This window comes from Shewanella kaireitica (assembly GCF_023284045.1).
GTDB lineage: Bacteria > Pseudomonadota > Gammaproteobacteria > Enterobacterales > Shewanellaceae > Shewanella > Shewanella kaireitica.
The window spans coordinates 489,579-516,246 of the sequence record NZ_JAKIKQ010000002.1 but is presented as its reverse complement, the minus strand read 5'-3'; the positions used below and the strand labels follow the sequence as shown (position 1 = coordinate 516,246).

At 43.3% G+C, this 26,668-nt stretch carries 22 protein-coding genes; 16 read left to right on the top strand and 6 right to left on the bottom strand.

What is annotated here, in order from left to right; translation table 11 throughout:
* Positions 1 to 149 precede the first annotated feature (149 nt).
* Positions 150 to 329, top strand: coding sequence for a hypothetical protein (locus tag L2730_RS04815; RefSeq protein ID WP_248973532.1), 180 nt, complete (start codon positions 150 to 152; stop codon positions 327 to 329).
* A 460-nt stretch (positions 330 to 789) separates the two neighbouring features.
* Here the strand turns inward: L2730_RS04815 and degS are convergent, their stop codons facing one another.
* The 3 genes from degS to L2730_RS04800 all read right to left on the bottom strand — a co-directional run bounded on the left by degS (position 790) and on the right by L2730_RS04800 (position 3,893).
* Positions 790 to 1,872, bottom strand: a complete 1,083-nt coding sequence (gene degS / locus L2730_RS04810) for an outer membrane-stress sensor serine endopeptidase DegS (protein ID WP_248973531.1) — start codon at positions 1,870 to 1,872, stop codon at positions 790 to 792.
* 126 nt (positions 1,873 to 1,998) lie between these two features.
* Positions 1,999 to 3,354 carry a DegQ family serine endoprotease gene (locus L2730_RS04805; RefSeq protein ID WP_248973530.1) on the bottom strand — a complete coding sequence of 452 codons (1,356 nt, stop codon included), beginning with the start codon at positions 3,352 to 3,354 and terminating at the stop codon, positions 1,999 to 2,001.
* Positions 3,355 to 3,542: 188 nt separating this feature from the next.
* Positions 3,543 to 3,893, bottom strand: a complete 351-nt coding sequence (locus tag L2730_RS04800) for a ZapG family protein (RefSeq protein ID WP_248973529.1) — start codon at positions 3,891 to 3,893, stop codon at positions 3,543 to 3,545.
* Between the two features lie 161 nt (positions 3,894 to 4,054).
* Between L2730_RS04800 and zapE the strand changes: the two genes are divergently transcribed.
* The 9 genes from zapE (at position 4,055) to L2730_RS04755 (ending at position 15,108) form a co-directional block, all read left to right on the top strand.
* Entirely contained in the window at positions 4,055 to 5,164 is a 1,110-nt protein-coding gene (zapE, locus tag L2730_RS04795) for a cell division protein ZapE (protein ID WP_248973528.1), read from the top strand.
* A 340-nt stretch (positions 5,165 to 5,504) separates the two neighbouring features.
* Positions 5,505 to 5,936 (top strand): 50S ribosomal protein L13, encoded by a 432-nt coding sequence (gene rplM / locus L2730_RS04790; RefSeq protein WP_020910899.1) that lies wholly within the window; start codon positions 5,505 to 5,507, stop codon positions 5,934 to 5,936.
* 14 nt (positions 5,937 to 5,950) lie between these two features.
* A complete protein-coding gene (gene rpsI, locus L2730_RS04785) occupies positions 5,951 to 6,343 on the top strand; it encodes a 30S ribosomal protein S9 (protein ID WP_020910900.1) in 393 nt (130 codons plus the stop codon).
* An 841-nt stretch (positions 6,344 to 7,184) separates the two neighbouring features.
* Positions 7,185 to 7,373, top strand: coding sequence for a DUF2065 domain-containing protein (locus L2730_RS04780; protein WP_020910901.1), 189 nt, complete (start codon positions 7,185 to 7,187; stop codon positions 7,371 to 7,373).
* A 66-nt stretch (positions 7,374 to 7,439) separates the two neighbouring features.
* Positions 7,440 to 8,735, top strand: a complete 1,296-nt coding sequence (locus tag L2730_RS04775; protein ID WP_020910902.1) for an adenylosuccinate synthase — start codon at positions 7,440 to 7,442, stop codon at positions 8,733 to 8,735.
* Between the two features lie 204 nt (positions 8,736 to 8,939).
* Positions 8,940 to 9,563: a tetratricopeptide repeat protein gene (locus L2730_RS04770; protein ID WP_220736614.1), complete on the top strand. Its 624-nt coding sequence runs from the start codon at positions 8,940 to 8,942 to the stop codon at positions 9,561 to 9,563.
* A 40-nt stretch (positions 9,564 to 9,603) separates the two neighbouring features.
* Complete coding sequence (gene rnr, locus L2730_RS04765) at positions 9,604 to 12,066, top strand: ribonuclease R (protein WP_248973527.1); 2,463 nt, start codon at positions 9,604 to 9,606, stop codon at positions 12,064 to 12,066.
* Entirely contained in the window at positions 12,067 to 12,810 is a 744-nt protein-coding gene (rlmB, locus tag L2730_RS04760) for a 23S rRNA (guanosine(2251)-2'-O)-methyltransferase RlmB (protein ID WP_248973526.1), read from the top strand. It begins immediately after the preceding gene.
* A 207-nt stretch (positions 12,811 to 13,017) separates the two neighbouring features.
* Positions 13,018 to 15,108, top strand: coding sequence for a prolyl oligopeptidase family serine peptidase (locus L2730_RS04755; RefSeq protein ID WP_248973525.1), 2,091 nt, complete (start codon positions 13,018 to 13,020; stop codon positions 15,106 to 15,108).
* A 70-nt stretch (positions 15,109 to 15,178) separates the two neighbouring features.
* On the opposite strand, the gene L2730_RS04750 is transcribed toward L2730_RS04755, so the two are convergent.
* Complete coding sequence (locus tag L2730_RS04750) at positions 15,179 to 15,922, bottom strand: DUF481 domain-containing protein (RefSeq protein WP_248973524.1); 744 nt, start codon at positions 15,920 to 15,922, stop codon at positions 15,179 to 15,181.
* A gap of 507 nt (positions 15,923 to 16,429) precedes the next feature.
* Between L2730_RS04750 and rpsF the strand changes: the two genes are divergently transcribed.
* From rpsF to rplI, 4 genes are read left to right on the top strand one after another with little or no spacing between them, the layout of a single operon-like run.
* Positions 16,430 to 16,843 (top strand): 30S ribosomal protein S6, encoded by a 414-nt coding sequence (gene rpsF / locus L2730_RS04745; RefSeq protein WP_020910908.1) that lies wholly within the window; start codon positions 16,430 to 16,432, stop codon positions 16,841 to 16,843.
* An 8-nt stretch (positions 16,844 to 16,851) separates the two neighbouring features.
* Positions 16,852 to 17,157 (top strand): primosomal replication protein N, encoded by a 306-nt coding sequence (gene priB / locus L2730_RS04740; RefSeq protein ID WP_020910909.1) that lies wholly within the window; start codon positions 16,852 to 16,854, stop codon positions 17,155 to 17,157.
* 11 nt (positions 17,158 to 17,168) lie between these two features.
* Positions 17,169 to 17,396 carry a 30S ribosomal protein S18 gene (gene rpsR, locus L2730_RS04735; protein WP_005497284.1) on the top strand — a complete coding sequence of 76 codons (228 nt, stop codon included), beginning with the start codon at positions 17,169 to 17,171 and terminating at the stop codon, positions 17,394 to 17,396.
* Between the two features lie 27 nt (positions 17,397 to 17,423).
* Entirely contained in the window at positions 17,424 to 17,876 is a 453-nt protein-coding gene (gene rplI, locus L2730_RS04730) for a 50S ribosomal protein L9 (RefSeq protein ID WP_020910910.1), read from the top strand.
* Positions 17,877 to 18,369: 493 nt separating this feature from the next.
* Here the strand turns inward: rplI and L2730_RS04725 are convergent, their stop codons facing one another.
* On the bottom strand, positions 18,370 to 21,363 hold the full coding sequence (locus L2730_RS04725; RefSeq protein WP_248973523.1) for a TonB-dependent receptor: 2,994 nt from the start codon (positions 21,361 to 21,363) through the stop codon (positions 18,370 to 18,372).
* Between the two features lie 365 nt (positions 21,364 to 21,728).
* Positions 21,729 to 23,948, bottom strand: a complete 2,220-nt coding sequence (locus L2730_RS04720; protein ID WP_248973522.1) for a S46 family peptidase — start codon at positions 23,946 to 23,948, stop codon at positions 21,729 to 21,731.
* A gap of 124 nt (positions 23,949 to 24,072) precedes the next feature.
* On the opposite strand from L2730_RS04720, the gene dnaB reads away from it, so the two are divergent.
* Both dnaB and alr read left to right on the top strand, forming a co-directional pair.
* Positions 24,073 to 25,479: a replicative DNA helicase gene (dnaB, locus tag L2730_RS04715; protein ID WP_248973521.1), complete on the top strand. Its 1,407-nt coding sequence runs from the start codon at positions 24,073 to 24,075 to the stop codon at positions 25,477 to 25,479.
* A 93-nt stretch (positions 25,480 to 25,572) separates the two neighbouring features.
* The gene (gene alr / locus L2730_RS04710; RefSeq protein WP_248973520.1) at positions 25,573 to 26,649 is read left to right on the top strand and encodes an alanine racemase; all 1,077 of its coding nucleotides are present in this window, start codon (positions 25,573 to 25,575) and stop codon (positions 26,647 to 26,649) included.
* Positions 26,650 to 26,668: the final 19 nt, after the last annotated feature.

Sequence of the window (26,668 nt, the reverse complement as noted above, 5' to 3'; positions counted from 1 at the left end):
GGTTAATTTTGTTATTGTTAGTTAACGAGTTAAAGCCTTACCCATACCGTATTCATTACAGGTGAGGCCGAAGGTTCATTGAGAGCTAAATGAAGGCAAAGCTGCTGCGAATATTGTGCAAAAGGTGTTTATCAAAAGGAGTTGTATAGATGAAGTTATGGCAACGAATGAGCTTACTTACAGTATTGATTATCTTAGCATTAGGCTGTTATGGGGTAGGGTTTACCTCTGAGGCAACAGGTTTAATGGTACTAGGGGTAATATTTGAATCAGCCTTCTGGTTTGGCTTATTGCGGATAGACGAGCCTTCCGCAAACAAAGCAGAGTAGTTATGCTCTTCACTCATAACTAGCTGTAGGTCAAGCATGGTCCTGACATGCTTAAGGCATACCCTCCATCCCTCGAGCCCAGATGCCGTGACTGTCATTAATGCACGATTATATGGTCTACTTTGTTCCATACAATATCAGACATTCCCCCCTCGTTGGAGGTCTGATATAGGGAGGCGAGAGCAAGGATGTTCGAAGCTAGAATAATGCAGCAGCGATTATCGAGATTAACGTAGGAGCAGTTACCGAGGGGCAATTCATGATCTTACCTCAAAACTGCTAAACTCTCGTTGAACGATTAAACCTTTATCTTGATTGGTATTAGTTGGTTATTGTGTTGATCATTACCCACATAGCTATGAGCATAGGCCTAAGAGCATGTTGTAACGCGTTCGGTGCCGGCATAAAAAAAGCCTGCTAGCTGCAGGCTTTCTTAGGGTATACACAGTGCATTAAGCTGCTAATTATAGTGAACCGGCTTTTCATCGATAGTCACAGGTACTTCGTAAGATTTTCCTTCACGAATAATGGTCAGCTTGACCTCTTTGCCTGGCGGGGTTTCTGCAATTCTGTCCATCAACATTTCTACCCCCGGGATGGCTTCGCCTTCGTAATGAGTAATTACGTCGCGTTTTCGAAGTTTTGCTTTGGCTGCGGGTCCTACTGGATCGATACTGGTGATCAGTACTCCTGTAAGATCAGGAATGTTGAGGATCTGCGCCATAACGGGGCCAACAGCTTCTCCACCAATCCCCAAAGCACCACGAATAACGCGGCCATCTTGGATTAGTTTGCCCATAATGCTGTGGGCAAGCTTGATGGGGATTGCGAAACTAATACCATGGGTGCCACTTTCATTACCTATCTGAAAAGCCGCAGTATTGATCCCAACGAGTTGCCCGGTAGTATCAATGAGCGCACCGCCCGAATTACCTGCATTAATTGCGGCGTCAGTCTGCAGAAAGTCAAGATAGCCAGAACTCAGTCCGTTTCGCCCCGTCGCGCTGATAATACCCTGGGTAATGGTTTGCCCTAAGTTATAAGGGTTACCAATTGCGAGTACTACATCGCCAACTCTAGCGGGAACATCGAGTTCAAGTGGCACCAAAGGTAAATTGTCACCTTCAATTTTTAAAACTGCTAAGTCGGTTTCAGGATCGCTACCCACCACTTCCGAGGTAAACTTTCTGCCATCTTGTAAGGCTACCACGATCTCATCGGCTTGCTTGATGACATGGTAGTTAGTGAGTATGTAGCCCTCTTTGCTCATTATCACGCCTGATCCGAGCCCTTGCAGCGAACTAGGTTTCAGCGGTTTTCTTTGATCTATACTGAGGCTGTAAATATTGACTACAGCTGGAGCAGCTCTGCGCACTGCTGTGGAAAAAGAGAGTTCGTTGCTACTGGTTACCGCGCGATTGAATAAGCCATTAGTGAGGCTTTGCCCGGTAATTAAAGGCATCACAATAATGATAACTGCAGCCATGATAAGGCCAAACGCTATGGCTTTACTGACATATATAAGAGTGTCTTTAATCATCATGTCTGGGAGTAATACTGAAAAGGTGAGTTAGATTAACATGTTTGAAGCTAACACGCAGTACGAAAGCCCTAGCTAAACAGAAAATAGCCGAGTAAATCACTCGGCTATTTCTACTGCGGAGATTCGCTATCGAAGGATCAAATATATGCTGGTGTTGTCACGCTGTATTTTTAGCGCGACAGAACCCTTTTGATCTTCAAGTACTGATTTTAGTGACTTAAGGTTTTTTACTTTACTGCGGTTTACACCAACAATGACATCCCCTTTTATTAGGCCACTTGCAGCAGCTGGTGACCCTTGAGCGACGTCGGTGATAACGACCCCAGAGTTGTTTGAGTTCTCTAGCTTAGCGCCCTGAAGCATTGGATGCACCGCGCCAGCAGCAGCTTCTGCTGTTTGGGTTGATTCACCTAAGGTTGCAGTTACTGTTTCTTCATCACCATCACGAATTAGGCCAAACTCAACTTTGCTACCAGCTCCCATAGTGGCAACTTTTGCTCGCAGCTCTTGAAAGCTCTTAATCTTACGACCATTTACGCTAACAATAATGTCACCAACTTTAATCCCAGCCTTGTCAGCCGCGCTATCTGGCATCACTTCATTAATAAAGCCACCATGCTGGGTTTCGATACCAAAACCTTTAGCGAGCTCGCTAGTGAGATCTTGCCCCAATACACCGAGTACACCACGGCGAACTTCACCATGCTCAATAATCTGATCGACCAGGTTGTTGACCATATTAGCTGGAATGGCAAAACCAATACCGACGTTACCGCCGCCTGGCGCAACAATGGCGGTATTGATCCCGATGAGTTCTCCGTTGAGGTTAACGAGTGCTCCACCTGAATTACCACTGTTAATGGCGGCATCGGTTTGAATAAAGTTCTCCAGCATTTCAATACCTAGGCCGCTACGCCCCATCGCACTGACAATACCTGAGGTTACTGTTTGTCCAAGGCCAAAAGGATTACCAATGGCGACCGCAAAGTCACCGACCTGCAATTTATCTGAATCAGCTCGTTTTAGGGCGGTGAGGTTTTTGGCTTCAATTTGTAATAAAGCGATATCAGATTCGGCATCACTGCCTATGAGCTTCGCTTCGACTTCACGACCGTCATGTAAACCAATAAGAATTTCATCAGCACCTTCGATTACATGGTTATTGGTAACGATATAACCCTCTTTAGCATCAATGATCACTCCTGAACCTAGCCCTTTAAACGGACGTTCCTGCACTTGCTCCCTTGGTGCATTAGGGCCAAAGAAGTAGCGAAAAGCATCAGGCACTTTTTGCTTAGAAACATGTGTTCCCGAAACGGCAACCGCAACGACTGCTGGCGTCGTTTTTTGTAGCATAGGTGCTAAGCTTGGCACTGTTTCACCACCGACAGCTAATGGAATTGCTGCTTGAGATACAATAGGGGCTAGCGTTAATGTTGCGCCCAAAAGGGCTGCTGAAAGTAAGGATAATTTAGTCTTCATTTATACGTTGCTCCAATTTCGTCAAAACTAATGTCTGCATGATTCTGTAAATATGTTTTCAATATGAAGGCAGCGGCCATGCATGTCATAAAATTACATCGTTGTTATTGAGTCGGACTCAAGCGAGTATCAAAAAGTTCATCAATCATTAACAAAGGTTAATTCAGCGGTACATGTTTCTTATATATTCAAACTGACGGGGCTTTCTTAGTATAGGCATTATCTATTGATGCGCTGTGGTTATCGATAGGCTCTGCTTCAGAGCTTGTTGTATCAGCGGCCGCAGAGGTTAATATGCTGGCTGATGTATGCCACTTTTGGTTTACTTTACTGATGAGGCTAGTCAATTCTGCCAACTGTTTGTCATGCTCATCACAGTGATCTGACACCTCTTGCTTGTACTGGCTTAACTCTAATTGTGTTTGTTCTAATTGCTTATTTTGACTCTTGTCCTTGCTGTTTCTCGATAAAACGCTATGCCCCACATAGCCAAAAACGCTACCAATAACAAAGGCTGCAAAAGTTAATGCCCATTCCATAGTGACTCCAATAACGACTTTTAATAAGAGAGATGCAGCCAAATATACATTGCAGCATTCCAGCGTGGTACTATTTACTGCAGAGTTTAATTAAAATTAATCGTCAAACAGCTAAAAATGGCTGATTTGTGTTTGTCCCCTACTTATAGAGAATGATTTACGTGTCGCATTTAACGCCTTGGCAGCATTATCAGCAAGATCTAACTCGAGATGACTTTTCCCACGATGCAGCACAAGAGCAAGCCGTTAAGCAGCTGCAACGCGTGTATGACGATCTTATTGCGCAAAATTCTCAAGGCCGTAGTAGCAATAAACTCTTATCCTTTTTCGGGAGAAAAGCGAAGCCAAGTGTGCAAGGCTTGTATTTGTGGGGCGGGGTTGGACGCGGTAAGACGTACCTTATGGATACCTTCTTTGATGCACTGCCAAGTGATAAGAAGCTTCGAGCACACTTCCACCGCTTCATGCACCAACTTCATATTGATTTAGCTCAGTTACAAGGGCAGCGAGATCCATTGGTAATGATTGCAAAAGAGATGGCCACTAAGTATCAGGTGATCTGTTTTGATGAGTTTTTTGTATCAGACATTACTGATGCCATGCTATTAGGTACTTTGTTTGAATCTCTGTTTGCTGAAGGTGTGGCTTTGGTCGCAACCTCTAATATCATTCCCGATGAGTTATACCGTAACGGCTTACAGCGTGCGCGCTTCCTTCCTGCTATTGCCGCGATTAATAAGCATTGTGAAATCTTGAATGTTGATTCTGGTGTGGATTACCGACTTAGAACTCTTGAACAAGCAGAGATCTATCATTCGCCTCTTGATGAAAAGGCTGAGCAAAATCTACAAGAGTACTTTATTAAGCTTGCTCCAGAGTCTGAAGTATCAACGCTGGCGTTGGAGATTGATGGACGCAACATCGATATTCGCCAGCAAGCTCAAGGGGTATTACTGATAGATTTTAGAGCTTTATGTGATGGGCCGCGTAGCCAAAGAGATTATATGGAGGTCGCGAGGCTATATCATACTGTGCTGCTGAGTAATGTTGAGCAGATGGGCGAGCATTTAACTGGTGATGATATTGCACGTCGATTTTTGGCGATGGTTGATGAGTTTTATGAGCGCAACGTTAAACTCATTATCTCCTCGGCGGTGTCACTTGATGATATCTATACTGACGGCTTACTGAATTTCGAATTTAGACGCTGCCGCTCAAGGTTAACGGAAATGCAATCCCATGATTATTTAGCACTGGAGCATCTGCCGTAAGTTGTAATCGCATTAAATGGCTAGTGATATAAAGCCACCTGGGTAAACCACAGCAAGTAGATAAAACTCCCCTTAGCAACAGTCGCTAAACCGTTTGAAGCTAAAGGGGAGAGTTCTATAGAAGAATATTTTGAAAAGAGATTAGAATTTATCTAAAAATTAGGTGATTTTTAACTCATCTTTGTCTATAATCCGCCACCTGCCCTCGTTATCCACCACTTTAGGTGGAAGTTGTAAAGCCTAATTCTTTGCTCGAAGGGGCGGGGAAAGGCATTTTTTGTGTTTTTGCCAATAGTGGCATTAGCATGTGAGACAGAATTTTAACATTGGGTTTTTGTAAATGAAGACTACTTTTACTGCTACACCAGAAACAGTCACTCGTGATTGGTTCGTCGTTGACGCCGAAGGTAAAACTTTGGGTCGTATCGCTACTGAAATTGCTACTCGCCTACGCGGTAAGCATAAGCCAGAGTATACGCCTCATGTAGATACTGGTGACTACATCATCGTTATTAACGCTGATAAAGTTACAGTGACTGGTAACAAAGCTAAAGGCAAAGTTTACTATTCACACTCTGGTTTCATCGGTGGCATTAAGCAGATTACTTTTGAGAAGCTGCAAGATCATAAGCCTGAAATGATTATTGAGAAAGCAGTTAAGGGTATGCTACCTAAAGGTCCTTTGGGCCGTGCCATGTTCCGTAAGCTTAAAGTTTACGCTGGTACAGAGCATAACCACGCTGCACAACAACCTCAAGTTCTTGATATCTAAACGGGATTATAGCAATGGCTGCAACTCAATACTACGGCACTGGCCGTCGCAAAACATCTACAGCTCGCGTATTCGCTAAAGTAGGTACTGGTAACATCACTGTTAACAAACTACCTCTAGACGAATATTTTGGTCGTGAAACTTCTCGCATGGTTGTTCGTCAGCCACTTGAGCTAGTTGAAATGACTGAAAAGTTAGACATCAATGTAACAGTTAAGGGCGGTGGTAACACTGGCCAAGCTGGTGCAATTCGCCACGGTATTACTCGTGCGTTGATGGAACTTGACGAGTCTCTACGTCCTTCTCTACGTGCTGCTGGTTTCGTTACCCGTGATGCTCGTAAAGTTGAGCGTAAGAAAGTTGGTCTACGTAAAGCACGTCGTAAGCCACAATTCTCAAAGCGTTAATTTTCGCTTTCAGAGTTCAAAAAACCCAGCTATATGCTGGGTTTTTTATTGCTTGTAATTCAGTCTTCTCAGCTTAATTCAATACCATTCAGTCGATGTTCATTCAGGAAGGCTTTGTAGGCAAGGAAGATGACTGAAGCTAATTGTTAATCTCAAGTCAGACATCCTTGTTAATTGCTACTTGCAATACTCTAAATCCTTTTAGACGTAGCTTCGGACTACCTTCAGTCCCTAAGCATTATTGGAGAGTAAAAGGTCTTTTTATTTATTGAGATTGGATACTGCCGCTGTTTGTATGTGTGGGTCTCCTATAAGGCTGTTAGAGCTAATGCCAATCGGCATAAGTAGTTGGTCTACTCAAAGTGTTTTTTGCGAACTAATTCAAGGCGGGTAATTGACATAATAGTTGTTCCCTTTTGCCTTTATCCAACACAGAAGTAGGAAGCTAAAAACACTCCTTACAGACGAGCTTTAGCGGCTCTGATGCTGCGTTATTGAGTTTGAACGTAGAGTAACTACGTACTTTACTCATTGCCTTGTCTCAAAACCGCTAAACTCTCGCTGAGCGACCAAATCTTTATGCCGATTGGTATAAGATATAAGTTAGGTAGGAGTATGGATAAGAGACTCTAATCCGCTCTGTGGACGTTATGGCTAGCTACATCAAGTTTGTGCAGTAGCTATTGATAGGTTTTATCTGTTTTGAAACGTGTCTCCTATACTTTCTGTTAAACTAGAGTCACTAAAAGTGGTATAAGAAATGTGTTGGGCGTAAATGCGTATTTGAGTGAATGAAAGTGTGTTCATATTATAAACTGTTCGGCATAGGAAATACTTTGTTATGTCTTTTGAGTTAATCATGCTGGCGTTAGGTTTAGTGTTGATAATTGAAGGAATTGGTCCACTTTTGTTTCCAAATCGTTGGCGTGCCTATTTGAAAGAAATTTCCAATCAAAATCAGCAGCTTCTGCAACGCTTAGGTGGTTCTTTAGTCACTGTTGGCATAGTAATATTGATTATTTTTTCATAAATTACTTGCCTAAAGCCCCTATAGATCTGCTAAAATCCCGTTTTAACCACTACCGTGCAGCAAATAATGGGCAAAAACGTTGTAGTTCTCGGCACCCAATGGGGTGACGAAGGAAAGGGTAAGATAGTCGATCTTCTTACCGAACAGGCTAAATATGTCGTTCGTTACCAAGGTGGCCACAATGCTGGTCATACACTTGTTATCGATGGCGACAAGACCGTTCTTCATCTTATTCCATCAGGGATCTTACGCGATAATGTGAAATGCATTATTGGTAACGGCGTGGTGCTTGCACCTGACGCACTGATGACTGAAATTAACATGCTTAAAGAGCGTGGCGTCCCTGTAGAGGAACGTTTATTAATTTCTGAAGCATGTCCTCTAATTCTTCCATTCCATTGTGCATTAGATATGGCTCGCGAAAAAGCGCGTGGCAATAAAGCTATTGGCACAACGGGTCGTGGAATTGGTCCAGCATATGAAGATAAAGTTTCACGCCGCGGTTTACGTGTAGGCGATCTGTTTAATGCAGAATTGTTTGCCGAAAAACTGAAGGAAGTGATGGCTTATCACAACTTTATGTTGACTGAATACTACAAGTGCGAAGCAGTTGATTATGAAGAGACATTGAAAGATGCTCTTGCGATTGCTGATTACTTGAAGAGCATGTGCACTGACGTTTCTGAGCTTCTTGATCAGGCACGTAAAGCAGGTGAACCAATTCTATTTGAAGGTGCTCAAGGCACGTTACTAGATATTGACCATGGTACTTATCCATTTGTAACCTCTTCTAATACTACCGCAGGTGGTGTTGCAACTGGTTCTGGATTTGGTCCGCGTCATCTAGATTACGTTTTGGGTATTATGAAGGCATACACCACACGTGTTGGTGCTGGTCCTTTCCCTACGGAATTGGAAAACGAAATTGGTGACTACTTAGGTACTAAGGGTCACGAGTTTGGTGCGACTACGGGTCGTAAGCGTCGTCCAGGTTGGTTAGACATTGTCGCAATGAAGCGTGCAGTTCAAATCAACAGCGTAAGCGGCTTCTGCTTGACTAAGCTAGATGTTCTAGATGGTCTTGAAGAGGTGAAGATTTGTGTCGGCTACCAGTATCCAGATGGAACTGTAGCAACAACAACTCCGCTTGCAGCAGAAGGCTATGAGCAGGTAACCCCTGTTTTAGAGACTATGCCTGGTTGGAGCGAAACAACATTCGGCGCAACATCTGTAGAGCAGCTGCCACAAGCAGCAATGAACTACATTAAGCGTTTAGAAGAGTTGCTAGAAACGCCAATTGATATTATCTCAACGGGTCCGGATAGAAACGAGACCATGATTCTGGTGAATCCGTTTAGTTAATAAAAAGAGGCCGCGATTAGCGGCCTTTTTATTGGGTGCTTGCTGAAGGTAAAAAAAGTCGCTACAGCTAGGAAGGGTTGGGGCGCAGGTAGTCCTCAAGAAATACGTTATACTGCCGATGAAAAAGACAGAGCAGGCTGCAAATATATCTATAGCTGATAATATGTTTGTGCTTGAATTTACTTACTGTCATTGAGAGAACTTATGCTGCGTTATGTATTAATTATTGTATTGTCGATAATTTCTTTGCCGAGTATGGCTGCTCCCAAAGCAGTAGACGTCTATACTCAAGAGCAACTGGTTGATTTAATCCGTAGTAAACGCTATTTAACGCAAGTTAAGGGCGATGATTGCCAAATTGTAGAAGATATTGAAGCTAGAGCAGAAGTGTTAAAGCAGCCACTCTATCAGTATCTTTGGGCTGAAATGCTCAATTACGGGATCTGCGTTAAGGCCAACCCGCCGCGTGGGATCTCGATGTTAAAAACCTCAGCACGACAAGGCAGTGCTGAAGCCATGGTTAGAATGGCGGAGTATTATCATGACGGTAAATTCGTTATGGAAGATAAAGAGCGTGCTGTGCAATACGTATTGCCCGCTGCTGCGACAGGTGACCTGCCTGCGCGAATCATGTTGGTTCGGTTATTTGGTGAAGGCTATGGTAGCCCACGCGATTACGAAACTGGATTTCATTGGCTATACAACGAAGTATTTAGCGATGAAACGGTGCAAGCCGAAGCAAGCAATTTGTTAAAGGTGTTAGAGGCAAAAATGCCGCCCAGCTCAGTGGCTAGGGCAAAACAGGAACACCTGAGAACGCAACAATAAGCATGGCTGAAAGCAGTCATGCCAATATTTTGGAAAATGAATGATACAAGATCCACATATTAAGCGAGAGCAAGAAAAGTACGACAACCCTATCCCAAGTCGTGAGTATATTTTGGAATACTTACGCTCTCAAAAGTCCCCGTTAACCCGTGAACATATTGCAAATGCACTCAAGATTGAGGGCGAAGAGCAATTAGAAGCTATCCGTCGTCGTTTGCGAGCGATGGAGCGTGACGGTGAGCTAGTGTTTACCCGTGGTAAAGCCTATGGCTTGCCAGAAAGAATGGATTTACTAACCGGTACGGTTATTGGCCACCGCGATGGTTTTGGGTTTCTTAAGCTAGAAGAGGGCGGTGACGACCTCTATATTAATAACCGTGACATGATGATGTATTTCCACGGTGATAAAGTGCTCGCACAAAAAGCAGGTGTTGACCGTAAAGGCCGCCGCGAGGCCAGAATAGTGCGTTTAGTTGAACAGCGAAGCGCTGCACTTGTTGGCCGCTTTCATCTCGATGCTGGCATGGGCTTTGTTATTGCTGATGACCGTCGAATTACCCAAGAGATCTTAGTGCCTGAAGAGGACCGTAAAGGTGCTCGTCAGGGCGATATAGTAGTATTAGAGCTTACTCGCAGACCCGGTCGTTATGTTAAAGCAGCAGCAAAAGTAATCGAAGTTTTGGGGCAACAGATGGCTCCTGGGATGGAGATTGAGATTGCACTGCGCAATTACGACCTGCCACATAAGTGGTCAGGGCTGATAGAGAAGAAGCTCAGAAAAATTCCTGATGAAGTGACAGAGGCAGACAAAGAAGGCCGTGTTGACCTACGTCATTTACCGTTAGTAACTATTGATGGTGAAGATGCCCGCGACTTTGACGATGCGGTATATGCAGAGAAGAAAAAGTCTGGTGGCTGGCGTTTATGGGTCGCAATCGCCGATGTTAGCCATTATGTGCGTACAGAATCGGCATTAGACAGAGAAGCGCGCTCGCGCGGTAACTCGGTGTACTTCCCATCTCAAGTCATTCCGATGTTGCCAGAGAAGATCTCAAATGGCCTGTGTTCTTTGATGCCAGAGGTTGACCGTCTTTGTATGGTTGCTGAGATGACTATTTCTGCAGCGGGTAAATTATCGGGATATAAGTTTTACCCCGCAGTAATGCACTCTCATGCTCGTCTAACCTATACCCAGGTTGCTGACATGCTAGAGGGCGGAGAGGTGAGTGATAAGCTCAAACCTATTTTCCCACATCTGCAAACATTACAGTCTCTGTATCTAACATTGGATGAAACCAGAGCTGAACGTGGCGCTATTGCATTTGAAACCACTGAAACTCAGTTCATTTTCAATGAGCAGCGTAAGATTGATAAAATTGTTCCACGGAGCCGTAATCAAGCGCATAAGATCATTGAAGAGTGCATGATTTTAGCAAACGTTGCTTCGGCTAAGTTTGTTAAAAAGCATAAAGGTGAAGTGTTATACCGAGTGCACGAGGCGCCATCAGAGCAAAAACTTACTAACTTTAAGGATTTCCTTAAAGAACGTGGATTGACCATGGAAGGTGGACTTGAGCCTACTCCAAAAGATTACCAAGCGGTGATGGAGCAGATAGCAGATAGACCTGATGCTGAGCTTATTCAGGTGATGCTATTAAGGTCTATGCGCCAAGCAACCTATACCCCCGATAACGAAGGTCATTTTGGTTTGGCATTAGAGGCATATTCACACTTCACCTCGCCAATTCGACGTTACCCTGATCTAATCTTGCACCGCGTAATCCGTTACTTGTTGTCAAAACAAGAGGGAGAACAGTCTGAGCAGTGGACTGGCGATGGCGGTTACAACTACAAGATTGAAGAATTGGATCTTTTAGGTGAGGAGTGTTCAACCACTGAACGCCGTGCAGATGAAGCAACGCGAGACGTCAATGATTGGCTCAAGTGTGAGTTTATGCAAGATCATGTTGGCGATACCTTTGAAGCCGTTATTGCATCGGTGACACACTTTGGCATGTTTGTACGACTTAATGATCTATTTATCGATGGATTAGTACATATCTCAAGTTTAGGTAGTGATTACTACCAATACGACAATATGCGCCAACGTTTAGTCGGTGAGGCCTCTGGTCAGGTATATCAGATTGGCGATACGGTAACGGTAAAAGTTGCAGCGGTAAATCTTGATGACCGTCAAATTGATCTGATGATGGAAGGGGACTCTGCAGGCGGTAAGCGCCGTAAACCGAGTAAGCCCATGACTGCGAGAGAACGTGTTAATCGTGAAGGCGCTAAGCTTGCTGATAAAGAGCGCAATGCTGGCAAAGGCAAAGGCAAACGTACAAGTAGCACTAAGAGTGGTGCTAAGTCAGGCTCTCGCTCGGCAAGTAAAAACAAATCAAGCAGTGGCAGCAAAGCTGGCACGACTAAGACAAAAGCTTCTGCAAAAAAGTCTTCGGCTAAAAAAGCCAAGTCAGCGAAGCGTAAAACGAGTAAGAAATAGATGAAGAAGCAAGATATTACTTTCGGTTTGCATGCTGTTGAAGCTGTATTGCAAAATAGCCCAGAGCGCGTTATTGAAATCTGGGTACTACAAGGCCGTGATGACAAGCGATTAACACCAATCTTGGAAATCGCATCGCAATGGGGCGTGTCTGTTCAGTACGCTTCTCGCAAAGCGTTAGACGATAAGTCAGCAGGTGGTCAGCATCAAGGTGTTGTGGCAAAGGTGAAAGCTGCCAAGATCCTCAATGATAACGATCTACATGCAATGTTAGATGCCACTGAAACGCCATTTTTGTTAATACTGGATGGGGTTACCGATCCGCATAACCTGGGTGCATGTTTACGTAATGCTGATGCTGCTGGTGTGCAAGGGATTATCGTACCGAAAGATAACTCAGTTGGGTTAACGCCGGTTGTTAGTAAAGTGGCTTGCGGCGCTGCAGAAATCGTTCCTCTATATCAAGTGACCAATCTTGCGCGCACCATGCGTAGCTTACAAGATAAAGGGATCTGGATTGCTGGAGCAGCAGGTGAAGCTGATAGTGATGTTTACCAAGCTAGCCTAACAGGACCTCTGGCGATTGCTATGGGCGCAGAAGGTAAAGGGCTTCGCCGCTTAACTCGTGAAAGCTGCGATACCCTAATTTCTATCCCAATGGCGGGCAGTGTATCTAGTCTAAACGTGTCTGTTGCGACGGGAATTTGCCTGTTTGAAGCTGTGCGTCAACGTTTAGCAAAATAAGTCTACTAAGAACTAATGACCTGCATATCACAGGTCATTACTATAAGCGCCGATGAAGCTTTGACTTCATCGGCGTTTTCGTATCGATTTGACACTAATCTTTACAGAATAGCTTGAGTTGGCTGTTACTTTTTCTGTTTCGACTATTCCACTTTCATTGTGCATGCAGTAGCTTATTCGAATAAATTCTTATAACAGGATGTTTACATGCGAAACAAAGTCTTATCTTTATGCGTGCTAAGTTCAATTGCCGCAGCTCCCACTTTTGCTGAAGAGGACAAGTTTCTCTGGCTCGAAGATGTAGAGGGCAAGAAACCGATGGAGTGGGTTAAACAGCAAAATGCCCTCTCAGAAAAAGAGATAAAAGCATATAAAGGGTTTGATGGGCTAGTCAGCAATAGCCTTGCTATTTTGAATAACAAAGAGCGGATCCCCTATGCAAGTCGTATGGATGGCTACCTGTATAATTTTTGGAAAGATGAAAAGCATGTCCGTGGCATTTACCGTCGCACCACCATGGAAGAGTACGTCAAAGCCGAACCTAAATGGGAAACGGTATTAGATGTTGATGCGCTAGGAAAAGCTGAAGGGGTGAATTGGGTATACAAGGGGATGGACTGTCGTTACCCTAATTATGATCGTTGTATGGTATCGCTGTCACGCGGCGGCGCTGATGCTGTTGAAGTGCGTGAGTTTGATTTAAAGCAAAAAGCATTTCTAGACAAACAGAGTAAACCTTTTACATTGAATGAAGCAAAATCAAGTGTCAGTTGGATAGACAAAGATACTGTTTTTGTTGGCACTGATTTTGGTGACGGTAACAGTTTAACTGACTCTGGATATCCAAAAGTGGTTAAACAGTGGCAACGTGGTACGCCATTGTCTGAGGCTAAAACAATTTTTAGTGGTGATAAAGCGTCAGTTGCGGTGTCTGGTTATGTCATTTATGACGATGAAAAGCCACTACAACTGGTGACTGAAAGCCTTACTTTTTATACTGCTCAACACTACGCATATCGTGACAACAAATTGGTGGAGTTACCGCTGCCGAAAGATGCAGACATTAAAGGCTATTTCAATGATCAGCTCTATATAGAGTTGAAGAGTGAGCTCAAAGCTGGCGGAAAAACCTTTAAGCAGGGCGCTATTGTTTATACAGATCTTGATAAACTGATTGCGCAGAAACCTGAATTTAGTGTGCTGGTTGAACCAACCGCGACAGCCTCAATTTCCCAAGTTCGATTTACTAAAGGTGCAATATTAATTACTTGGCTTGATAACGTAAAAAGTAAATTGATACGTTATGTACAAAAGGGTGGTAAGTGGCAAACGCAACAAGCTCCAATTGATGTCAACGGTACATTAAGCGTATTCGGCGCTGAAGATGACAGCAGTGAGGTCTTCGTTAACTACACCAGCTTTTTAGAACCCTCTAGCCTTTATCTATTTGACGCTAAGAGCATGAAGGCAAGTAAGTTAAAGGCGATGAAGCAGCAGTTTGCAGCAGAAAAATTTGAAACGAAGCAGTATTTTGCTAAATCAAAGGATGGCACAAAAGTGCCGTATTTCGTGGTTATGGCAAAGAACATAAAGCTAGATGGTACAAACCCGACTCTGCTCTATGGTTATGGCGGTTTTGAAGTATCGCTGCGTCCTTCATATTCTGCGACAATCGGTAAAAACTGGCTAGAGCAGGGCGGTGTGTATGTGCTATCTAACATTCGCGGCGGTGGTGAATATGGGCCTGCGTGGCATCAAGCTGCGTTGAAAGAAAATCGTCATAAGGCTTATGAAGATTTTGAAGCGATAGCAAAAGACTTGGTTAGCAGAAAAATTACGTCGAGTAAGCATTTGGGGATCCAAGGTGGCAGTAATGGCGGCCTATTGATGGGCGCGGCCTTTACTCGCAATCCAGATCTGTATAACGCAGTCGTGTGCCAAGTGCCGTTACTCGATATGAAGCGTTATAATAAGCTACTGGCTGGGGCTAGTTGGATGGGAGAATATGGCGACCCTGATATTCCAGCGCAATGGGACTATATAAAAACATTTTCGCCTTATCATAATCTAAAGAAAGATACTGTTTACCCTAAAGTGTTTTTTACTACCTCAACTCGCGATGATCGTGTCCACCCAGGCCATGCTCGTAAAATGGTTGCGAAAATGGAAGATATGGGGATAGATGTGCTGTATTACGAAAACATAGAAGGTGGGCATGCCGGTGCTGCTGATAATAACCAAGCCGCAGAACTCAGCTCTATGGTTTACGCTTATTTAATGCAGCAATTAAAGTCATAGAGAGTCGCTGTTAACCGAATTACCCTTGAGTGCGCTCTAAACAAACTCAAGGGTAAATTATCGAGTCTGGCTATTGAAAGGTATACAGTAGATTAAAGGTCGTGATGGTGTCTGTTTGTTTAGACCCTTCAGGTACCACTTGGGTGTATTTTATATTGACACCTATCTTGAATGCCCAATCTTGAAAAAGGGTATTTTTATAGCTCATATCTAAAGTTAGCGTGTTGTTGTCTTCACCAACCTCAGACGTTAAATCAGCATTAAGGCTAGTATACTCTTGTAGTTTCTGTTCGAATTTTGCCGCAGTACGCAAAATGACATCTTTATTGGCTTCAGGGTTAGGGTTCGTGTCTGTCGCAATGGGTAAGTTATAGCGATAACCTGGACCGACTTCTAAACTAAGTTTGGTACTCGAGTCGGAAATTGCATCGAAACCATAACCGCCTGAAATAGTCGATACTTGCGTGTAACTACCAAACTTATCCCAGGTGAAGTCACCACGGCCAAAAACGTAGCCACTGTAGAATTTATAGCTAGATTGCAGCTGCAGATCGTACTTTTCTGAAGTGGTCTTTTCATCGTCAGCGGCAAAATAGGCCTTAATGGTCCCTTCTTGTCTAATCGCATCGGTATCGTAAACCAATTTTGTACGACCATTAAAACTGCTCGACTCGGTATTACCGGTATTAAGCTGGAAACCCGCCTCTATTTCGGCGGTAAAATCACTTGGCGGCTCTTGATAATCTGGCGGTACAAGTGCATAGGCTGCAGGCGAGCAAAGTAGTGTTAAGACTGCGGTAAGGATTCTAGACATTATTATTCTTGGTATGTTGTTCTAGGTTGAAAGTTAAATGAAGCAATGCGACATCATACCTAGAATCAGCTGTCGCGCAAACTAGATTCCTGCTTGTCATGTATCCCAGTTATATCTTGGAGATAAATGGGGTCGCGATTTGACCTAAAGTTATATTGATAGTCATCTCTATACAAAGCGATCTAAACGCATAAAAATTACAGCGAATCGAAATGCATCCGCAGTGAACTCAAGGCGTTTATACCTTCAACCTTCGCTGGAGGTGACGTAATCAAGGCCGCCCTAATGTGGCCAGCATTGAAAAGTTTGCCAGCGGCTAAATTGATGACTCACTTAAAACAACAGCTATAACGCAGTTAATTACGTTCTAGGTAAGTTATCGCTTGAGTCTCGTCGCTAATTTATGTATTATTCCGCGGCTTAAATCAGTCACTTTAATTAGTTCCTTGCCTCTATTAGGTTTGACTGAGCCAACAACGAGGCTAGATAACCGTAAGGAGCAAAAAAATGCGTCATTATGAAATCGTATTTTTAGTTCACCCTGATCAGAGTGAGCAAGTGCCAGGTATGATCGAGCGTTACACGGGTATTCTTACCCAAGCTGGCGGTCAAATTCACCGTTTAGAAGACTGGGGCCGTCGTCAACTGGCTTACCCAATCATCGAGTTGCATAAAGCTCACTATGTTCTTATGAACGTAGAGACTACTGCAGAATCGGTTGAAGAACTTGAAACAGCTTTCCGTTTCAACGACGCTGTTTTGCGTAGCATGGTTATGCGTACTAAAGCTGCCATCACTGAAGCATCTCCAATGGCTAAAGCTAAAGACGAACGCGATACACGTCGTTCATCTGAAGAGCGTGCACCTCGTGCAGAAGCTACTGAAGAAGTTAAAGAAAGCGCTGAAAACACAGCTGAGTAAGTTTTTTTGTGACCACAAACAATTTGGTACTAGCAGGAACCATTACGCGTTCTAGACGATTTGATAGCCCAGCAGGCATTGCCCATACGGTACTGATGTTGGAGCACAAATCTCAACGTTATGAAGCAGAAATGCTACGCAACGTTTATTGTCAAATCCAAGTTGTATTAAGTGGTGAACGCTTTAACAGCGTTACAGAAAATCTGAAAGCCGGCGTAGAAATCCAAGTCGAAGGTTTCCTTAATCTGCAACAGAGCAGAAATGGTCAAAATCGTTTGGTTTTACACGCTGAAAATGTCGAATTGAAAACTTAGGAGACTGTCACATGGCACGTTATTTCCGTCGTCGCAAGTTCTGCCGTTTCACTGCAGAAGGCGTTACCGAGATCGATTACAAAGATATCGTTACTTTGAAGAACTACATCACTGAAAGTGGTAAAATTGTTCCTAGTCGTATCACTGGTACAAATGCTAAATATCAACGTCAACTAGCTCGCGCTATCAAGCGTGCTCGTTATCTTTCTCTACTGCCGTACACTGATTTACATCAGTAATACTGCAATAATTTAGAGGAATATAAAATGAACGTTATTTTACTTGATAAAATCGCTAACCTAGGCAACTTGGGTGACCAAGTTTCTGTAAAAGCTGGTTACGCTCGTAACTTCCTTTTACCACAAGGTAAAGCTGTTGTTGCTAACGCTGCTAACACTGAAGTTTTTGAAGCACGTCGTGCTGAACTAGAAGCTAAGTTAGCTGAAGAATTAGCTGCTGCTTCTGCTCGTGCAGAAAAAATCACTGCACTAGAAGCTGTTGTTATCGCTTCTAAAGCTGGTGACGAAGGCAAGCTATTTGGATCTATTGGTAACCGTGACGTAGCTGATGCAGTTACTGCTGCTGGCGTTGAGCTTGCTAAAAGCGAAGTACGTCTACCACTAGGTGCATTGCGCAACACTGGTGATTTCGAAGTTGAAGTTCAACTTCACACTGAAGTTAAAGCTATTGTTAAGCTTTCTGTTGTTGCAGAAGACTAATATTTTGCATTAATACCTTCGGGTATTGGCAAAGCTTTAATTTAAAACACCGCACTAATTTATTAGCGCGGTGTTTTTTTATGTCTGAAAAGCGGTCTGTGTTGAACTTACGCCGATTACCATTGAAGCGAACTCATGTTTGCTTAATTTTGATTATATTATTTTCACTCATTGCTTATTTTAATCAAATAATTTCAAATGCTACTGCTCTGTTCTACGTTGCCATTGAATGTTCAAAACAGTGTTCATCTAAATTATGTGAAAGGTGCACTTAGGATTCTAGTAGTCTGTGCCCTTATTTCTTTTAAAGTGAGCAGCTTGAGTATAGCTAGTTGAAAATTAGCTTAAGCTATTAGTTCAAACCTCAAGATAAATACTTATAAGATAAACGTGATTAGCTTGTTGGGCCATTATTTGCGTATCGAGTATCAGTACATTAATTATAAGCAAAAAAACGGCCACTAAAAGTGGCCGTTTTCAATCACAAATTTATTTAGAATTTGTAATGTGCAGATAATTGCACTGAACGTGGAGCTGTATAACCGATAGGCTTTAAGTAGCCAGGGTTAATTGTGTCGCTACCTTGGTCAAGATCTTTTTGTTGATCGAGAATATAAGGATCTTGTGTGTTAAACACATTAAACACAGTCGCTTTTACTGTTAAGCCTTCAGCGAAAGCTGGTGAGTAAGATAGACCAAGATCAAGTTTGAACTCCCAATCTGTACGACCTTCATCACCACGTGAAGTTAGCTGCTGCTCTCCATTTTCATTCTTACAATAGAAACTTGAAGCGCCATAACGCTTAAAGTTTGGTGCATCGTAAGCTGTAGAGCCGTCGCCTTCTTCCATACCGTCAAGGCTTACAAAACCTTGACAGCTTAATGGTGTACCTGACATTAGTGATGCATTTGCTGAAACGAATAGCTCGTCAGTAACTTCATAAACACCATATAGCTTAAACTGGTGTCTTCTATCTGTAGGTAGGTCTCCATCAGCGCCATGCATGAAGTTTGCGTGGTCAAAGTCTTGCGTTGCACCAGCATCTTCTTGAGCTAAAGATGAGTTAACGTAACCTTCTGCGTTACCCCAAGTTCTAGATAAGACGTAAGACATGTTAATCTTCCAGCTATCGCTGAACTGCTTATCTAACACTAGCTCCAATCCTGCATACTTACGATCATACTCTGGTAGGTTATGGTATGAATTGGGTGTAGTTGTGTTTGTTAGGTTGCCATCATTATTAAGGTCCATTGCAATGGTAATATCTTTACCTGGATTAATTAATATACAACCAGCTAGTGAATGCGGATCAAAGTTATCATAGCCGTTATCAGCAGCCCAGCGAGTGAATCCATCGTTCGCACAGAAATCATCCATGCCACTTTGGATCATTTTACCGGTCACTTTGGCGCTAACGCTCCAATCATCACTAACAAATTGTTGATAACCGATAATTAATTCATCTTGGTGCATAGGTTCTAGGTTTACGTCAGCAATACGGTCAGGTTTTGGTACCTGATTATCGTAAATACCAGTTCCAATTTCAGGTCCTTGGGTAACGGGTGAACCGTCAGCATTCCAGCCATCTGGTGCGGTATACCAATTTTCGGTGAATAATTCTTCACGAGTCGCGCGAATGTTAGTGTTAGACGCCACTGGAATATAATTACGTCCTAAAGTACCAAAAAGCTTCGCTGATGAATCGCCGTTAACATCCCATGAAAAACCTAAACGAGGAGCTATTAGGGTGTCTGACTCAACAAAAACTTCTCCGTTACCAGCGTAGTTAGAGAATTGTTCTGCACGCACACCTGCGTATATCAATAAGTCATCAGAGAACTGCCAGTTATCTTCTAAATAAAAGGCTGTATTTTCAGTTTTAAAGGTAGCAGTTTGTGTGAAATATGTTCTGTGGCGTAGAGTTTCTGTGCCACAAGCTAGGTCAACGCCGTTGATTTTACATCCATTTTCATTTGTGTCTGCCGTCACGTAGCGATAATAGTTATCGCCAGAGTACTTTACACCTGGAGATGTGGAGTTGTATTCCTCTTTGTTGTAGCCCAAACGAATTAAGTGATCACCAAGAGCCCAATCGATATCTAATTTAAGGCTGGTTCTTTCATCCTTATCGTCAACTTGATCTACAACTGTTGATTGAACTGGTGCATTCCAGCAACCAATAGCTGTTCTTCCACCCCAACCAACTCCACCAGTTGAATCCCATGCATAAGCACAGTCATCACCAGGTAAGTTAGGTATTTTGGCATATAATGATTCTAATTCACCGTACATTGCGTTAACGCTGATGTTATCTGTTATGTAGCCGGTATATGCAAAAATATTAACCGTGCCACCAGTTTTATAACTGTACTGAGAAGTTAGATCGCCATGACTACCGGTATACTGCAATGTCTTATCTGGATTGGCAGGGTCATCTGGGTTATTGTAGTTTTTATAATCCCAATCCGTTTCATTGTTTATATGGGTGAAACGAACTGAGTGATCATCAGTAATAAACCAGTTCAATTTTGCTAGGTAGTTTGGATTAGTGATCTCATATTCGTAACTTGAATCTTTAGAATAGTTGTTGCGCTCTTTTTTCTGTCCTTCGACATTTGCGAAAAAGAAAAGCTTATCTTCAACTATAGCTCCACTAGCGTATGCGTTATACGATAACGTATCGTAGGTGTCATCAGCATTGTAGGCGCTAATTGTATCATTTAAGTAATCTTGAGTATTTTTCTCTGAGCCACGTAAAGATTCTGGTGTGTAATAAACTGAGCCACCAAATTCAAAATCATTTGAACCTGAACGGGTGATTACATTAATAATACCACCTAATGAACGACCGTATTCAGCGCCGTAACCACCAGCCTTAACCTCTGTTTGTGCAATAGCATCTTGTGGTAACGTTGCATACTCAAGCATGGTACGTAGGTTAGTTACATCCATACCATCAATGTAATAACCATTCTCGGCGATAGAAGCTCCACCGAATGAAGGGAGGTTTCGGTCGAATGCCCCACCACCTTGGATTGCACCTGGTGCTAATAGTGCAACAGAGACAGAATCACGGCCCATTGGCAGCTTATCGATATCTTCTGCTGTAAATACAAAAGAAGATTCAGCTGTTGAGGTATCGATTGAAGTAATACGAGAGCCCGTAACTGAAAGAATTTCGATATCGTTGAAGTCAACTAGCGTACCGGTACCAAGGTTAACCTTAACTTCTCTTTCGTGTCCGCTAGAGTCGGTAACTTTGTATGTACCCGGTTGAATGCTTTGAATGTTAAATCGACCATTATCGCCAATAGTAATTGTACGGCTAACACCAGTTTGAGTATTACGGTAGGTTATCTGCTCCCCTGCACTGGCTTTACCATAAATAGAACCAGTAGCGCTATTGGCTAATACTGGAGTGCTTATTGCTAGTAGTGTCGAAATAGACGCCGCCAACAATGAACGTTTGAAATTCACTGTCTTCATGTTCAATCCTTGTATAAATATAGTGTTATTATGTTGTTATTATGTTGTTGCTTTCTTGTGGCGAAGCCGATGCTATATTGTTGTATACAATAGATCAAACTGTTATAAGCGAGGTAAGTCCTTAATACTTAAGGCTGATTGGTGGTTAATTTTGTACATATACTTTTGTTAAGGGGAATGTAACTAGGTTCGGCTGTTCGCTTAGAGGTTTCCTCTGAAATGCCTGTACACACTTTGAAATATTTTGAAATGCATTCTGTTACAGCAGTAATATTATTTTGCAGGTGACTGACTAGAATAAAAAAAATGGCAGCTAACTAAGTTGAGAGCTTAGTTAACTACCATTTTGTATGTGAGTAGAGTTTTTAGTTTCTGACTAAATCTAGCTCTTCAATCAGATTCTGTGCGTGGTCGACTTTATCCATCATCCACAATATGTAGCGGATATCGACATGTACAGCACGAGTGATTGTTGGATTAAAGAACCAGTCTTTGGTAATCGCCTCATAAGTTGAGTCGAAGTTAAGCCCCACAAGTTCACCTTTGCCGTTAAACACTGGAGATCCTGAGTTACCGCCAGTGGTATCAACGCTTGATAAGAAGTTAACGGGTACTGAATTAAATTGCTCTGGCTTATCTAAACAAGAGAATAGGCGGCATAACCAAGACGCTGGGTCTTGATATACAGTAGCCACTTTATGGCTGCCGTAACGCTGCTCTTCAATCGCTTTTAATAACTTGGCGGGTGCATTAAATGGCTCTACACCTGTGTGTTTGGCTGGAATGCCTTCTAAGCGCGTAAATGGCTGTTTATAGAGTGCATCTTTAGACTGATAGCCATCGACCATACCGTAGGTGATCCGCAGTGTGCCGTTGGCATCAGGGTATACTGGCCAGTTGTTAGACTTGTAGTAAGCAATAACGGCCTTCATGTAGTCCGGACGCGCCATCGACAACTTACCTGCTAAAGTCTTAGCAGCCTTTTCACCAGTCATGTTTTTGTCATACAAAGATACGGCAAGACGAATGAAAGGATCGGCACTGGTTTCAAACGCGCTCGCATCAGCATCCATCCAAGCAAGTCGCTTGTCTTTATCTGTTAATGAGGTGAGTGCATATAATCCATCTAGCTTCTCAGAAAGGCTTGCTTCCACATCGCCTTCATTCAGCGCAGTATCAAGTTCGCTAACGCGGATATCTTGGTTCAGATATGCTTCTAAATCTTGCAACCAAAGTGTTTTATCAACGCTCACTGCAAAACTTGAATCAAGACGCTTAAGGCGTGCTTTAAACATCTTCATATCACGCTCTTGGTAGCCCTCTTCTCGCTCAGCATCAGGTTTAGCTTTCTCTTTTGCTAGGCGGTAGAGCTTATTAGCAGTTGCAAGCAGTGCGCTACTTTGCGCATTCTCAAAGTAATAACGGGTTTGACGTTGTTTGCGTTGCTCAACCAGTAGTGTTTCCAGTTCATCAAACTGAGTCTGGAAAGATTGGTAAGTTTTGTCTTTTGCCAGCCATGCCTTAAAGTCATCTTCGCGACCCTGTTTGATCCCAGCAATATCTGTGGCTTTAAAGCCATCAAGCAGACCATTGTACTTCTTCATACGGTTGGCCATACCGGCAAGCTTGCCTGCGTATTTAATCTTCACTTCATTATTGGCTGCGCTCATAGCCTCGATGGTATCGATACGCAGTTGATAGCGAGTGGCAAGCGTTGGGTACAACCAATCACTGGCGAACTTTAGCTCACTGGTTAAGCGGTAACGGCTGGTAGAACCTGGGTAACCGGCTACAAATACTCCGTCGCCCGCTTTAACACCGTCAGCATTAATCTTAAGGTAACTTTTTGGCTGATAAGGCACGTTGTCCTTATTAAATACCGCTGGCTTACCATCTTTACCAACGTAAGCGCGTAGGAAGGTAAAATCAGCTGAATGACGAGGATACTCGTAGTTATCGATATCACCGCCAAAAGCTCCTGCACTTTCTGGTGGCGCGTACACTAAGCGAACATCACGAATAATAAGTTGTTTAATTAGGTAGTACTCGAGACCATTATGGAAACTGCGCACTGAACAACGGTAGTTATCGTCTGACTCACACTCTTTAATGAGTGCTTTACGATTGGCTTGAATATTCTTATAGCGCTGTAATGGATCGTCACCAATATCTTGTTTCACTTGTGTCGATACATTGGTGACCGCTTCTGTAATATACAAACGCTCATTGGGGCCAGCAGTTGGCTCTTTGTCTTTACTGGTCGCTAAAAAGCCATCGGCAAGATAATTATGTTCTTTTTTACTGTTATATTGAATAGCACGGTAGGCACAATGATGGTTTGTGACAACTAAGCCTTGGGGCGAGACAAAACTGGCGGTACAATAGCCCAAGCCGACAACAGCATTCATAGGGTAACGAGTGAGATCGGCGAGTTGTTCTGCCGGAATATCAATACCACGCTCGCTAAGTTTGTCAGCGATAGAGGGCATTTGATACGGCTGCCACTGTCCTTCATCAGCCATAACTGCTGAGGATGACAATACCCCAGTAGAGAGAGCGATTGCGGCAATCAATGCATTGCGCATGTTCTTTCCTTATATTGTTTTTGTGTGTTTTATTTATTTGCAGGTCGTATGATGTTAATTGCCTGCTCTGCTTGAGCCCGTTTTATACCACATTTTGCTTAATCGTTGGAATTTTGGAGATTTAATGTCACAGCAACGCGCCTTTAAGGCCAAAGAAAAGCCAAGAGATATTCAGATGGATGCGCTGAAGATGCCACCGCATTCAATTGAAGCAGAGCAATCTGTTCTCGGCGGTTTGATGTTAGATTCTGACGCATGGGACAGAGTGGCAGAGGCCGTTGTAAAGGAAGATTTCTATTCGCGAGCTCACGCGATGATTTTCACTGCGATGGAAGTGCTGGTCAGTGCAGGTAACCCGATCGACTTAATTACCGTCTCTGAGCAGTTAGAGCTTGAAGACCAATTAGAAGATGTCGGTGGTTTTGCTTACATTGGTGAAATAGCCAAGAACACACCAAGCGCTGGCAACATTCACTCTTATGCTGACATTGTGCGTGAACGTGCTGTTGTTCGTGACATGATTAAAGTCGCTAACGAAATTGCCGATGCTGGCTTTAACCCTGAAGGGCGTAATTCAAGTGAACTACTTGATTTAGCTGAGACCAAGGTTTTCAAAATCGCTGAGCAACGCGCTAATGCTAACGAAGGCCCTGAAGGCATTAAAACGATTCTTGAAAAAACCGTCGATAAAATTGAAGAGCTTTATAATAACCCGACCAACGGTGTGACTGGCGTTTCGAGTGGCTTTGGCGATCTCGATAACATGACTGCAGGCTTCCAGTCTGGCGATTTAGTGATTATTGCTGCGCGTCCATCTATGGGGAAAACCACGTTTGCGATGAACTTGTGTGAACAGGCTGCCCTGCATGAAGATAAGCCAGTGCTTATTTTTAGTTTAGAGATGCCTTCAGAACAGATCATGATGCGTATGTTGGCATCACTTGGACGAGTGGATCAAACTAAAATTCGTACCGGTCAGCTTGACGATGATGATTGGGCTCGCGTGTCTTCAACCATGGGGATAATGCTGGAACAAGGCAAGATGTATATCGATGATGGTTCAGGCCTAACACCGACAGAAGTTCGAAGTCGTGCTAGACGAGTTGCTCGAGAATACGGCGGCCTATCGATGATCATGATTGATTACCTTCAATTGATGCAAGTACCTGCGCTAAAAGATAACCGTACTCTAGAAATTTCTGAGATCTCTCGCTCACTTAAAGCCTTGGCTAAGGAATTAGAGATCCCGGTAGTTGCACTATCTCAGCTTAACCGCTCATTGGAGCAACGTGCTGATAAACGTCCTATTAACTCAGATTTGCGTGAATCGGGCGCAATCGAGCAGGATGCCGACTTGATCATGTTTATTTACCGTGATGAAGTGTATAACGATGACTCTGAAGATAAGGGCACCGCTGAGATTATTATTGGTAAGCAACGTAACGGCCCTATTGGGCGTGTACGTTTAACCTTCCAGGGGCAATTTTCTCGCTTTGACAATTACGCGGGTCCGCAGTTTGAAGAAGATTAATTGTTGTTAATAACCAATTTTAATAACAATAATTCACTACAATAGAGCCTCAATGAGGCTCTTACTTTTTAACACATATTAGCAAGGTTAGTTTTGAAACCATTCCCACGCGCAGAGATCAGCCGCAAAGCACTAAAGCATAATTTAGCCCGACTGCATGAGTTAGCACCTTCAAGCAAGGTGATGGCGGTAGTAAAAGCTAATGGCTATGGCCATGGTTTACTCAATGTTGCTCAATGCTTAGATAATGCTGACGGCTTTGGTTTAGCGCGCCTTGAAGAAGCACTGGCGCTTCGAGCTGGTGGCGTGACGGCTAAACTCTTGCTGCTTGAAGGTTTTTTCCGTATTGGAGATCTAACCACATTAGTTGAGCACGACATTGAAACCGTGGTGCATCATGAGTCTCAGCTGGAAATGTTGGAGAGCATAAATTTAACTAAGCCGGTCACGGTTTGGCTTAAAGTCGATAGTGGCATGCATCGTCTTGGCTTTTCGCCTGCGCAGTTCGACGCTACTTACCAAAGATTAATGTCCAATGACAATGTAGCCAAGCCGATCCACTTGATGACTCACTTTGCTTGCGCCGATGAACCGAGCAATCCTAGTACCGCTGAGCAACAGAGAGTATTTGATACATTGACCAAAGATCTTCCCGGAGATCGCACTCTGGCTAATTCTGCTGGCGCACTGTTTTGGCAGCAAAGCCAAGCAGACTGGATTAGACCTGGAATAGCACTTTATGGTGTCTCACCAGTATTTGGCGATCTCGGCGCTAAACACGGCTTAATGCCTGCGATGGATTTAGTCTCTCAGCTGATTGCTATACGTGAACATAAAGCGGGTGAAAGTGCGGGTTATGGTAGCTATTGGACTGCAGAAAAAGACACGAACCTAGGTGTCGTTGCTATCGGTTATGGTGATGGCTATCCGCGCAATGCGCCGCTTGGCACCCCCGTATTGGTTAATGGTCGAATTGTACCTATTGTAGGTAGAGTGTCGATGGATATGCTGACAGTGGATCTAGGTATTGATGCTAATGATAAAGTGGGCGATCTCGCTGTTTTGTGGGGTAAAAATCTGCCTGTTGAAGAGGTGGCTGAACATATTGGTACTATCGCTTATGAGCTTGTCACCAAGCTAACTCCTCGCGTTGCTGTTTGCCTAGATTGAGCAATAAATAAAGTTTAGT

What these genes read in the sequence shown, in the direction of transcription:
- L2730_RS04815 (WP_248973532.1), top strand. Translation starts at nt 150, where the DNA reads ATGAAGTTATGGCAACGAATGAGCTTACTTACAGTATTGATTATCTTA.
- degS (WP_248973531.1), bottom strand. Translation starts at nt 1,872, where the DNA reads ATGATGATTAAAGACACTCTTATATATGTCAGTAAAGCCATAGCGTTT.
- L2730_RS04805 (WP_248973530.1), bottom strand. Translation starts at nt 3,354, where the DNA reads ATGAAGACTAAATTATCCTTACTTTCAGCAGCCCTTTTGGGCGCAACA.
- L2730_RS04800 (WP_248973529.1), bottom strand. Translation starts at nt 3,893, where the DNA reads ATGGAATGGGCATTAACTTTTGCAGCCTTTGTTATTGGTAGCGTTTTT.
- rplM (WP_020910899.1), top strand. Translation starts at nt 5,505, where the DNA reads ATGAAGACTACTTTTACTGCTACACCAGAAACAGTCACTCGTGATTGG.
- rpsI (WP_020910900.1), top strand. Translation starts at nt 5,951, where the DNA reads ATGGCTGCAACTCAATACTACGGCACTGGCCGTCGCAAAACATCTACA.
- L2730_RS04780 (WP_020910901.1), top strand. Translation starts at nt 7,185, where the DNA reads ATGTCTTTTGAGTTAATCATGCTGGCGTTAGGTTTAGTGTTGATAATT.
- L2730_RS04775 (WP_020910902.1), top strand. Translation starts at nt 7,440, where the DNA reads ATGGGCAAAAACGTTGTAGTTCTCGGCACCCAATGGGGTGACGAAGGA.
- L2730_RS04770 (WP_220736614.1), top strand. Translation starts at nt 8,940, where the DNA reads ATGCTGCGTTATGTATTAATTATTGTATTGTCGATAATTTCTTTGCCG.
- rnr (WP_248973527.1), top strand. Translation starts at nt 9,604, where the DNA reads ATGATACAAGATCCACATATTAAGCGAGAGCAAGAAAAGTACGACAAC.
- rlmB (WP_248973526.1), top strand. Translation starts at nt 12,067, where the DNA reads ATGAAGAAGCAAGATATTACTTTCGGTTTGCATGCTGTTGAAGCTGTA.
- L2730_RS04755 (WP_248973525.1), top strand. Translation starts at nt 13,018, where the DNA reads ATGCGAAACAAAGTCTTATCTTTATGCGTGCTAAGTTCAATTGCCGCA.
- L2730_RS04750 (WP_248973524.1), bottom strand. Translation starts at nt 15,922, where the DNA reads ATGTCTAGAATCCTTACCGCAGTCTTAACACTACTTTGCTCGCCTGCA.
- rpsF (WP_020910908.1), top strand. Translation starts at nt 16,430, where the DNA reads ATGCGTCATTATGAAATCGTATTTTTAGTTCACCCTGATCAGAGTGAG.
- rpsR (WP_005497284.1), top strand. Translation starts at nt 17,169, where the DNA reads ATGGCACGTTATTTCCGTCGTCGCAAGTTCTGCCGTTTCACTGCAGAA.
- rplI (WP_020910910.1), top strand. Translation starts at nt 17,424, where the DNA reads ATGAACGTTATTTTACTTGATAAAATCGCTAACCTAGGCAACTTGGGT.
- L2730_RS04725 (WP_248973523.1), bottom strand. Translation starts at nt 21,363, where the DNA reads ATGAAGACAGTGAATTTCAAACGTTCATTGTTGGCGGCGTCTATTTCG.
- L2730_RS04720 (WP_248973522.1), bottom strand. Translation starts at nt 23,948, where the DNA reads ATGCGCAATGCATTGATTGCCGCAATCGCTCTCTCTACTGGGGTATTG.
- dnaB (WP_248973521.1), top strand. Translation starts at nt 24,073, where the DNA reads ATGTCACAGCAACGCGCCTTTAAGGCCAAAGAAAAGCCAAGAGATATT.